General features: G+C 35.5%; 7 protein-coding genes, 2 tRNA genes and 2 pseudogenes. 7 read left to right on the top strand and 4 right to left on the bottom strand.

The window, feature by feature from the left end; all coding sequences use genetic code 11:
- Positions 1-217 precede the first annotated feature (217 nt).
- The 4 genes and pseudogenes from Wcon_RS05980 to Wcon_RS05965 form a co-directional block, all read right to left on the bottom strand.
- Positions 218-1037, bottom strand: a pseudogene (locus tag Wcon_RS05980) (3'-5' exonuclease).
- Positions 1030-1914 carry a GTPase Era gene (era, locus tag Wcon_RS05975; RefSeq protein ID WP_114517574.1) on the bottom strand — a complete coding sequence of 295 codons (885 nt, stop codon included), beginning with the start codon at positions 1912-1914 and terminating at the stop codon, positions 1030-1032. The pseudogene Wcon_RS05980 and the gene era overlap by 8 nt, the downstream one beginning before the upstream one ends.
- Positions 1915-2199: 285 nt before the next feature.
- On the bottom strand, positions 2200-2688 hold the full coding sequence (locus tag Wcon_RS05970) for a hypothetical protein (protein ID WP_237350074.1): 489 nt from the start codon (positions 2686-2688) through the stop codon (positions 2200-2202).
- 87 nt (positions 2689-2775) lie between these two features.
- Positions 2776-2848: transfer RNA gene (locus Wcon_RS05965), tRNA-Gly, on the bottom strand.
- A gap of 156 nt (positions 2849-3004) precedes the next feature.
- On the opposite strand from Wcon_RS05965, the gene Wcon_RS05960 reads away from it, so the two are divergent.
- The 7 genes and pseudogenes from Wcon_RS05960 (at position 3005) to Wcon_RS12030 (ending at position 10821) form a co-directional block, all read left to right on the top strand.
- The gene (locus Wcon_RS05960) at positions 3005-3625 is read left to right on the top strand and encodes a ribonuclease D (protein WP_114517573.1); all 621 of its coding nucleotides are present in this window, start codon (positions 3005-3007) and stop codon (positions 3623-3625) included.
- Between the two features lie 89 nt (positions 3626-3714).
- Positions 3715-4038, top strand: a complete 324-nt coding sequence (gene trxA, locus Wcon_RS05955; protein WP_114517572.1) for a thioredoxin — start codon at positions 3715-3717, stop codon at positions 4036-4038.
- A gap of 42 nt (positions 4039-4080) precedes the next feature.
- Positions 4081-4157: transfer RNA gene (locus Wcon_RS05950), tRNA-Ile, on the top strand.
- A 487-nt stretch (positions 4158-4644) separates the two neighbouring features.
- On the top strand, positions 4645-5250 hold the full coding sequence (gene recR / locus Wcon_RS05940) for a recombination mediator RecR (protein WP_114517571.1): 606 nt from the start codon (positions 4645-4647) through the stop codon (positions 5248-5250).
- Positions 5251-5253: 3 nt separating this feature from the next.
- Positions 5254-6465, top strand: a pseudogene (locus Wcon_RS05935) (KAP family P-loop NTPase fold protein).
- 196 nt (positions 6466-6661) lie between these two features.
- A complete protein-coding gene (gene htpG, locus Wcon_RS05930) occupies positions 6662-8566 on the top strand; it encodes a molecular chaperone HtpG (protein WP_114517575.1) in 1905 nt (634 codons plus the stop codon).
- 38 nt (positions 8567-8604) lie between these two features.
- Entirely contained in the window at positions 8605-10821 is a 2217-nt protein-coding gene (locus Wcon_RS12030; protein ID WP_237350072.1) for an ankyrin repeat domain-containing protein, read from the top strand.
- Positions 10822-10845: the final 24 nt, after the last annotated feature.

Here is a 10845-nt window from a genome sequence, read left to right as displayed (position 1 = left end):
CATAATGTCATCCCAGTGCTTGACACTGGGATCCAGCCTTTCCTTAATCTCACTAAAAACGTTGTATTTTTATATAACTTCTATACTCACTAACTTGATATATGATCAGAAGCACTGGGATGACAAGAAAAGAAGCAATGGTTTCACATGCATCTGAACAGATACTATTATTATGGAGCAGTTATTAGATTGCTCCATAATATCTATTCATTTACATTCAAGTATAAAAGTTTTCACCACTAGTTATTTTCCATTCCTCTTTAAATTTTTTTAGATGCTCTTTTTTTTTCACACTCTAAAAGCAATTCTTCTATGCTCTTATTATAGCTTTCTGTAGTCATTCTTCCTTGATGATGCATGAACCTCAAGTAAATCAAATAAGTGTTAATCACATCTGTTTCGCAATAATCGCGAATCTCTTGTATTTTGCCACTATCGTATAAGTCCATAACTTGTGACCCATCAACTCCAATCTTACCAGGAAGATTAAACGCTGCACAAACTTCATTCATTTTCACTCTTGCAGAAGCTCCAAAATCAGAGAGGGTTTCAAGTAAGTCACAATGCCAATCACTACTGTATCTCTGATTGTAACTATTCCACTTATCGCCAGCTTTGTGAAAATATTCCGCTTGAATGCCATGAACCATAGCACGATACTTCAGTACCGGTATATCAAAAGTGCGTCCATTGAATGAAACTAGTCTTGGCTTTTTCTCTGATATGTAGTTAAAAAATCCTTTCACTAACTCTTTTTCATTAGAGTTTATCGTACCTCCAGATCTTATTTCTTGTAGTGTGAATACCTCGTAACCGCTCTGGTGCGTTATATCACAAAGCAAAAAACTAATAACTATAATTTGGTGAAAAGGCTGACGTAGAAAAGAGTTTTGCCCGCTTGTTATTTCAAGATGATATTTTGTTAACGCATCTCTTTTCTCTTCTACGCTACTATCATCACTAATATTAAGCAAATTCTTACAGGAATTTACATCTGGTATAGTTTCAATGTCAAATACCAACAAAGAATTAAGCATCGCTTATATACTCCTCAGGGCGATCAGTCCAAGGTCGCACTTTTACGAACAAAAAGAGATGAACTTTGCATTCAAATAATTTTTCCAGTTCTGCACGCGCCTCGATATTAATTTTTTTTATGTTACCACCTTCTTTCCCTAGCACTATTTTCTTATGACTATCTTTCAACACAAATATGATCTGTTTTATGACTAAACTCTTATCTTTTTTTTCCTCAAATTGTTCAGTTATAACAGCTGTAGAGTATGGCAATTCTTCACGCAGGTTCAAGAACAACTTCTCTCTCGTAATTTCCGCTGATAAAAAATCTGCTGAGGAATCGGTTACTTGATCTTCTTCATAGAACCAAGGGCTTACTGGTGCAATTTCAGATAGGTAATTCATCAAATCAGAAAGTCCATCATTCTTCAGTGCCGATATCGTAAAAATTTTTTCAAATTTATAAAGCAAATTTAGATGCTCATGTGCCATCTTGAGTTCTGATCTTTTCACTAAATCAGTTTTATTGATAACCAAAATGCATCTGCCTTTTGTGCGCTGAAGTCGTGCGAATATAGTTTTTATTCTTTCTATATTTTTTAAGTAATTGCTTACATCAACAATCAGCAAGGTGATGTCACTATCCTTAACTGCCAACCATGCAGATTTGACTAAAGCTTTCTCAAGTTTTGTTTCTGCTGAAAACACTCCTGGAGAATCAGTAAAGACAATCTGCGTATTGTTACATATTGCAACACCCCTTACCTGCGTCCTTGTTGTCTGCACCTTAGGGGTGACAATTGCAATCTTCTTGCCTACGATGCTGTTAATTAGCGTTGACTTTCCAGCATTTGGCAAACCAGCTATCGTTACAAATAAGCATTTTTGTTCTTTCACAAAGGAAATTATAAAGAAAACTAAATGCTAACGTCAATTGATTATTTTGCAGGTGTATCTGTTCAGGGGAGCGGCTAATATGCAAATATTGAAGCCAGTGCTCCCTTTCTTGCCATCCTAGCTTCCATCATGTCATCCCAGTGCTTGGCACTGGGATCCAGATTAGGCACTAAGTTGATAAACACCTTACAACGTTTTTTGCGTGAAAAGGCTGGATGCCAGTGTCACGCACTGGCATGACACTCATTTAGTTGTCTTTTTTGCCTACCTTATTTTGCCACTCTGCTAAGCACACACATGTTGAGGTAATTTGCTCTTTTCCTCTTTTGAAGAAAAACGCTCAACTATAGGTGATATAATATAATCGTTCACTTTTTCAATTGCAAATGCTGCTGCAATTAGTGCCATTGGTGCCATCACTCCTATCACTGCACCTGCTAAAGCTGCAGATCCCATTCCAAGCCCTGCACCGGGAAAAATAGCCATTGTAGCTGCAGCAATAACAACTCCACTTGCAGCACTTGCAAGTGTGGCAATACCTGCATTGAAAAAATCATCTTTATTCTCCTTTTTAATAGAGTCTTTTTTGCAAAATCCGTATAGCAGAATTCCCGCACACAGAGCTGTATACAATGCTGGAGTTATAGAACCAACAATTCCACCCATTACCAATGGTGATAAACCTGTAAAGCTGAGTCCTAAACCTGTAAGTGCTCCTATTGTTGCTACCATGACTAAAGTTGCTGAATATCCTATAACATCATCTTTTTTCATACTTATTTTCTAAAAAGCTTTTAACTACTTTTAGTATAGCTAAATTTATTAGGTAAGTAAATTAATTTTTTTATGATTTAAAAAAAGAGCGGGAGAAGGGGTTCGAACCCTCGACCTCAACCTTGGCAAGGTTGCGCTCTACCAACTGAGCTACTCCCGCAATTAAATTCTGCTTAGGTTCTTTTGATTATAGGTGCATATCACAATTTGTAAACCCCACGTATATGAAAAATGTGGGAGACAACCTTCTATGATCTTTTCGTATACTTAAGACACATTTTTTGTTATCATATGTGCCATACAATATATTAAATTTATGAGAATATTTGTATATAAAGACGACCTGCTAGCTAGTGCAATACCAGATGGTATAAGGTCTATAGCTGTTGATACAGAGGCAATGGGGCTATTGCATAGCAGAGATAGATTATGCCTTGTGCAGCTCTCTTTTGATGATGGCAACGCTCATTTGATTCAATTCAAAAACGATTATACAGCTCCAAATTTGAGAAAAATACTAGAGGATAAAAATATAACCAAAATCTTTCACTTTGCGCGGTTTGATGTAAGCATAATACATTATTACTTAAAAACTTGGGCACTGCCGTGCTATTGCACGAAAATAGCCTCACGTTTAGTTCGCACCTACACAGATAATCATAGCTTAAAAGAATTGTGTTTAGAGCTGCTTGATACCAAACTAAACAAGCAACAGCAATCTTCTGATTGGGGGAATGAAAATTTAACAGACAAGCAAAAAAGTTATGCTGCATCTGATGTTTTATATCTCCATAGAATAAAGGAAAAGTTAGATTTAATGCTGAAACGTGAAGACAGGAAAGAGTTGGCCCAAAAGTGCTTTGAATTTCTTCCTACTCGTATTGAGCTAGACTCAATGGGTTGGGGAAATGTAGATATCTTTAATCATCAAATGTAATCATTTTATGCAAAACACTTCAGTTCAAAAGAATTTAGTTGATTAGCTGCTAATTGATAGGCTATATTTTACAAAAATTTAGGTATTTTATGAGTGATGATATCAAAGCGGTAAATGATCAAAATTTCAAATCTGAAGTCACTGACTATAAAGGGTTAGTTCTGGTAGATTTTTGGGCAGAATGGTGCGGGCCATGCAAAAGTCTGATGCCACGTATTGAGCAATTAGCCAAGGATAGAAAAGGCAAGATCAAAATCTGCAAGTTTGACATAGATGGAGAAACAGAAGTACCAAGTAAGTATGGGGTTCAATCTATACCTACCTTGATTATATTTCAAGATGGCAAGGAAATTGCACGCAAAATTGGTGCAGTAAATGATTTACAAAGTTGGGTTGATAGTGAAATAAGCTAATAGACAAATTTGCTTTTGTGTGTATTATAAGTGTTGATAAAAGGGATTGTAGCTCAGTCGGTTAGAGCAGTTCGCTCATAACGAATTGGTCGTAGGTTCGAGTCCTACCAATCCCACCACTATTGATACAATTGCAAAACCTACTTTCTGACATAAATTTTTTGTGTTGTTACAGAAAGTTAATATAATTTTATGTAGTGTTGCAATTGTAAGACAATTAGTGTTTGTTATTTGTCTGTAAAACTCCATTATATTGTCAAAAAAAGTTACTTCCGCATATTCTAAATTTGATTATCATTATAGTTAGAGATATTTTGAGAGTTCAAATTTGTCTGCAGACTTTCAATTAATTTTTCAACAAACGTATCTTCTTCAACGTATACACACATCTGTCGTATGTATGCTGCATTTTTTTCTAATCTTTTTTACACAGGAAGATTTTATGTCCAGAATTCCAGCTATAGCCCTTCTAACAATAGTAGGAACAGGATAAAATAGGGACGGGGTAACGAAGGTAAAAGTGCCAGCAGCGTATAGCTATGACTTACTGCTTTCTTTATGAAAGGTTTGATGTTATGGTTTAATGAACTATCCTGAATTTATTGAATGAATACTAATATAAGAAATTTAGTTCATGCTTTTTCTAAATTGCCAAGTTTAGGGCCATCATCATCAAGAAGGTTAGTTATACATTTACTCCAAAACAAAGAGAAAGTCATGCTACCGCTTGCATCTTTGATTAGAGAATTAGCGGATCTTATAATAGAGTGCAAGATTTGTGGAAACCTAGATACTAAATCACCGTGTTCTATTTGTATTAACCCAAAGCGTGACACCAAGTTAATGTGTGTAGTAGAAGAGTTGGGTGATCTATGGGCATTTGAAAAAGGGAATATATATTCAGGTATGTATCATGTTTTGGGTGGCAGATTGTCAGCAATAAATGGCGTAGGTCCAAAAGAACTCAATCTTGATAACATTCCTAAAAGAGTTACAGAATTTAAAATTGAAGAGGTCATTATTGCAATCAATCCGACATTAGAAGGCCAAGTTACTGCGCAATATATAATTGAATTGTTAAAAAACTCGAATGTCAAAATATCGCGCCTTGCTTGCGGCATACCAATAGGTGGAGAAATTGACTACCTAGATGAAGGAACGTTAAAAGCAGCTCTCACTTCGAGACAAGAGTATGAGTTAAATACAAAGTAAGATATGTGCTTAAAAAAACTTATATCATTAGCAACGTTTAGAAAAAAGAAGAGGAGCAATTACCTAAGCTAACAACTTGGGAAAATGATTGCTTAGGTTATAAACAAGTTGCAAGTAAATTTAGTTCTATAATCAAGACAATTGGTAAGTCTTTTTCCATCGTATCCTTAGAAGGATATGATAAGTGGGGTAAGACGTTTTTTTTTGCAAGAATGGGTAAAGGATCTAGAGCAGCAAAATGAAATTGCAGCTTATTACAGCGCATGGGATATTAGTGCGCTAGATCAACCATTGCCTTCTTTTTTGCATTTCCTGTTTGAAGATCTATTCGCATCATACAAAGTAAAAAGAAGTGTTATACAGCAGTTCAAAAACATAAACCAAGAACTATTTTCTCTCAATACATTAGGAAAGCTAATCAGTAAATCTCCACTTGCTATGCTTTCAGTATTTCTTGATGCTGCAAAGGAGGCTGATAAGAAAGACATTGGTTTTGTTTTGGGTGAATTAAATCTTCTCCAAAGAAGAAAAGAGAACATTAGAGATTTTAAGACACAATTAGCAGATGTGGTTAATAAAATCAGGAAAGACAAAAATATTTATATAATGGTGGATGATCTTGATATATGTCGCCCTAAATTCATTGTCGATTTTTTAGAATCCATAAAGTACATGCTTGATGTAGAGGGGCTGGTTTTCATTATCTCTGTTAGTCAAGATAAAAGTAACGTGCAAAGAGCGATCAGCACAATACTTGGACCAAATTTTAGCTTAAAATCTTTTACTGATCTCTCTTTGCATTTGCCAAAACAGCCAACAGAGCAGTTTACAAGAAAGCTATTTCAAAATGTTGAATTGCCAAAGAAATCAAAAAGCTTAATTATAGATAGCTTTATATTTTATGCAAAAAGCTTCTCATTATCATTGCAGGCAATACAATACTGCGTAAAGAAAATAAAGCTATGTTTTTTGAACTATCCGAAAGAAGAATTACTTGATCCAAATTTATTTACATTTTTAGTAATACTACAATCAGTAAACACTGATTTGTATGAGGAATTATATTCATCACCTCAGAAAGCACTGGAGAAGATTGAGAGTCTAAATGATCAAAAAGAATGGGAAAAGCTTAAAACCTCTCTTGAGACTATTTTTAAAGAAAAAGAATCAAAGACTAACAAATCTTTGAAGCAAATAAGAGATATTATGTTTTAAGAATAAAGAAAGTGTCCATATTAAGGACAGAACTCTCTTCTTATCATTTCAGTTTGCATGACACAGTGGTTGTACTTACTTCACTTTAGCATTGGAACCATAAGTTAGCTCACATAAATTTTAGCATGCGTGACCTTGAAAGATCGCAGTGCGATACTTAAATTATTAGAGTAGTAGGCTAATAATGGAGCTCAAAATGCACAATGTACAAGAAACTGAAAATTTAAAATTTGATGCTGAAGTAGGGAAAGTACTGAATATAGTAATCCACTCACTTTATACTAATAAAGATATTTTTTTGCGTGAGTTAATATCAAATGCATCAGATGCATGTGATAAATTGCGCTATGAATCACAGCTAAATCCTAATTTACTAGATTCAAGTGATGAATTGAAGATTACCATTAGCTCCAATAAAGATAAGGATGAGCTGTATATAACCGATAATGGTATTGGGATGAGCAGGCAGGATTTAATAGATAATCTTGGCACGATTGCGAGTTCTGGTACGCAAAAATTCTTAGATGCGATCAAGAATAATAAAGATTCAAACCAAGCTGTAGAGCTGATTGGAAAATTTGGTGTTGGTTTTTATTCAAGCTTCATGGTTGCATCAGAAGTGATAGTGGAATCGAGAAAAGCTGGAGAAGAAGAGTCTTGGGTCTGGAAATCGAAAGGAGATGGAGAATATTCAATTAGCAAATTAGATGATCAAATCCCTCGTGGAACGAAAATTACCCTTATTATGCGTCCTGAAGAAAGCGAGTTTTTAGACAAATTCCGTATTGAAAACATTGTTACTACTTACTCTGACCACATAAATTTCCCCGTTGAGTTTGTAAATGAAGAAGGAAAAAGTGAAAAATTAAACAGCAAAGCCGCAATTTGGACTAAGCCGAAAAATGACGTCACTCAAGAAGAACACAACGACTTCTTCCGCAGTGTTGCGCATGTAGGTGGTGAGCCTTGGATGATACTGCATAATAAAAATGAAGGTGCAATAGAATATACGAACTTGCTTTATGTTCCTTCTATCAAGCCTTATGATTTATTCCATCCAGATAGACGCTGCTCTGTGAAGTTATATGTAAACAAGGTATTTATTACTGAGGATAATGTACAAATCATACCACAATATTTACGATTTCTAAAAGGCGTGGTTGACTCACCAGATTTGCCTCTCAACATCAGCAGGGAAACGCTGCAGAATAATCGTGTTGTTGAGCAAATTAGGAAATCTTTAACTAAGCGTGCTATATCAGAGCTCGGTAAAAAAGCAAAAGAGAATTTAGAGGAATACACAAAATTCTGGGCCAATTTTGGTGCGGTATTAAAAGAGGGGCTTTGCGAAGCTATGCCAACTGATGAGAGAGAAGCACTTCTTTCCATTTGCAGATTTAATAGCACTGGTGATGAGAAGTTAGTCAGTATTGATGACTATATAAGCAGAATGAAGCCTGAGCAGGAGCATATCTACTATCTCACAGGCAATAGCCTTGATTCAGTGAAAAACAGTCCACAACTTGAAGGATTTGTCAGTAAAGGATTGGAAGTTCTTCTATTTGTTGATCCAGTTGATGATTTCTGGACTAGTGTAATTCATGAATATAAAGATCAAAAATTCAAGTCTGTGACTCGCGCTGATGTTGATCTGGAAAAATTCTCTTCAGAAGAAGATAAAAAAGGTGAAGAAAGCAAGTCAAACGAAGAAAAAACTGAGGGAAATACGGATTCTATACTCGAATATTTCACCAAGGTTCTTGGTAATTTAGTGAAAAGCGTGAAAATCTCAAAAAAACTGACTGACAGCCCTGTATGTCTAGCAGTTGATGAAGGTGCTATGGATCTTCGCATGGAGCGTTTTTTGCGTGAACAAAAGCAGTTAAATTACCGCACGCCAAAAGTACTTGAAATTAACACTAAGCATCCTGTGATAAGAAGTATAATGGAATCTCACGCTGAAAGTGGTGAAAACCCAACACTCGAGGATATGATTCACTTATTGTTCTATCAAGCTTGTATAGTGGAAGGCGAAGAGATGGACGATGCAAGTCTGTTTGCTAAAAGACTTAATAATTTGCTTGGCAAAATTACTGTTTAATGCTATACTTAGCTTAGCTAATAATTAGGGGGTAAAACATGGGATGGAATTTATTTGGTGGGCTCGTGCCACCAACAGCAAGTGCTGCAGAAGAAAAGGAATGCCGCCATTCTGGAGATTTAGGCACTGAAGAGGAGTTTGAAATTTTAGAGCGAGAAGAAATTAAGGAGCGCTGCCATTCTGGAGATTCAGGTAATTGTTCAGAGGCTGAGGAAGGACAAAATACTAACAGGGCAATTGAATTGGAATTTCAGCTAACACAACCTCTGCTAAGTCAAGTAAAGGCAAATGAGAATAATGAAGATGTAAAATCTGGTAACACAGCTTATCAAGACTTATATAGGACGGATTTTTTTGTAATCAATGATCAAATTATAAATAATAATTTTATTAAAGGGTTGTATGATAAATACAATCAGGGAGATGATAAACGTCTGTTTGCAAAATATGTTTTCACAGAAATGTTCAAACATGCTAAAGTAGAAGTTCCGAACGACCATATACTGGAAGAATTAATTACTAGTTGCAATCAGGCTGGGTATGATGGCTCTTTGTTAATGCAGCTCTCTCCTATATTCCTTAAGTATAGACTAAGCTTACCTAATGCCAACGATAGAAAGATAAGTATTGTATATAATAGCCAAGATTCTCTCAATGTTCAGTATTGTCCAAGTATGCCTGTTAGGGAACTTGATACGAATAAGGAAATATGCAGGATTGATGCTATTTTAGAGTTCACACTTCAATTTCGGGATAGTAAGGTAGAGTATGAAGACGGTAAAGTAACACTTACTATTCCTAAGCAATTGGAGAATTACAAAGCTAATGGCAGAAGTTTGTTAGATGATATAAAGATGCGTTTTAAAGATGCTGATAACGTAATTGTTGAGTCTTTTTTTGAAAATATTGGTGAAGGTCCGAAGTCATTTGTTGTAGATTTGCCAGCAGAGGTGGATTCAGATTCATTTAATATTATTCCTGAGAATGCAGTTTTTGATCTGAGTCATATTGCAGAATCAGTAAAAAAGGCAGTGGATGATAAGGATGTTAATGTCTTGGCTACTTACATACGCATTGTTCAAGCTCGTGTTAATCGTGTATCACCTCAAGAAGGTTTATCAGTAGTAGAAAAAACATTAGAAATAGTAAGTGGTTTTATCAAGGAGCAAGGCAAGGCATGGAGCTGTTATCCTACTGTACCTATGGTGGATCTTGTATATTCTGCCAAGCAGTGTTATGATGGTTACATTTCTCAAGCAGATTATGGAAAAGTTGAAAATCTGAAGAAGAATTTGTACAAGATCAAGTCTGATCTGATAAAAAGAAGTAGCAATTCAGGATCTCCTGTTATAAACGCTCAAGACACTTCAGCTATGCTAAATGAGACTCCAACCTCGAGTCAAGCAGTGAGTAGAGAAGATAATAATCAATTAAATATTAAAAGAGATCCAGAATTCAAAAGTACTGACAATCAACAGGTCATCGATGAGTTACACAAAACAATAAACAAATATAATACTGAAGGATTTACTTCCTTACATGTTGCAGCACAAAAAGGTGATGTTGAGCTTGGCAGGCATTTACTACAATGTGGTGCAAATATCGAGATTACATCAAAAGCAAAAGTAGATGGTTGCACTGCACTTCATTTAGCTGCCAGGAATGGTCATAAAGATTTTGCGAAGCTTTTACTTGATAAAGGTGCAAATGTTGATTCATTGAGCAGTACAGGCAGTAGAGTAACTCCTTTACATGAAGCAGCGTACGATGGACATTTAGATGTTGCAGAATTGCTAATAGAGCGTGGTGCAACAGTTGATGCTAAAGATCGGCATAACTGTACTCCTTTGATGTATGCTTCTGCAGAAGGTCATTCAGCAATTGTGGAATTACTTCTACAAAAAAAGGCAGATCCTTATTTACAGGATAATAATGGTGAAACTGCATTGCACTTAGCTGCTTATAATGGTCATCCTGATGTAGTTGCCATTTTGATAGGTGCAGCAGAAGATAAAGAAAAGTATGTTAATATGCAAAGCAACAGTATTGGTACTGCGTTGCATGTTATAGCTTATAATCGAGAAATAAATGAAGGGCATAAAAAATCTGCAAAATTGCTCACATGCAACGGTACAAGTCCATATTTAGAGAATGATCCAATTATTAATACGCCACAAGATCCTTTACAGAAAGTAAGTTCTTTAGAAATGGCGAAAACGAAAAATAAGGAGTTTTGGGGTTTATGTCATCTTTAGGCTATTCGGTAACTGTAGACTGTA

The sequence above is a fragment of the Wolbachia endosymbiont of Cylisticus convexus genome (assembly GCF_003344345.1).
This window is presented reverse-complemented; position numbering and strand designations above follow the sequence as displayed.

Coding starts and splice junctions, on each gene's coding strand:
- Wcon_RS05970 (WP_237350074.1), bottom strand. CDS start 2,688: ATGAAAAAAGATGATGTTATAGGATATTCAGCAACTTTAGTCATGGTA.
- Wcon_RS12030 (WP_237350072.1), top strand. CDS start 8,605: ATGGGATGGAATTTATTTGGTGGGCTCGTGCCACCAACAGCAAGTGCT.
- Wcon_RS05960 (WP_114517573.1), top strand. CDS start 3,005: ATGAGAATATTTGTATATAAAGACGACCTGCTAGCTAGTGCAATACCA.
- htpG (WP_114517575.1), top strand. CDS start 6,662: ATGCACAATGTACAAGAAACTGAAAATTTAAAATTTGATGCTGAAGTA.
- recR (WP_114517571.1), top strand. CDS start 4,645: ATGAATACTAATATAAGAAATTTAGTTCATGCTTTTTCTAAATTGCCA.
- trxA (WP_114517572.1), top strand. CDS start 3,715: ATGAGTGATGATATCAAAGCGGTAAATGATCAAAATTTCAAATCTGAA.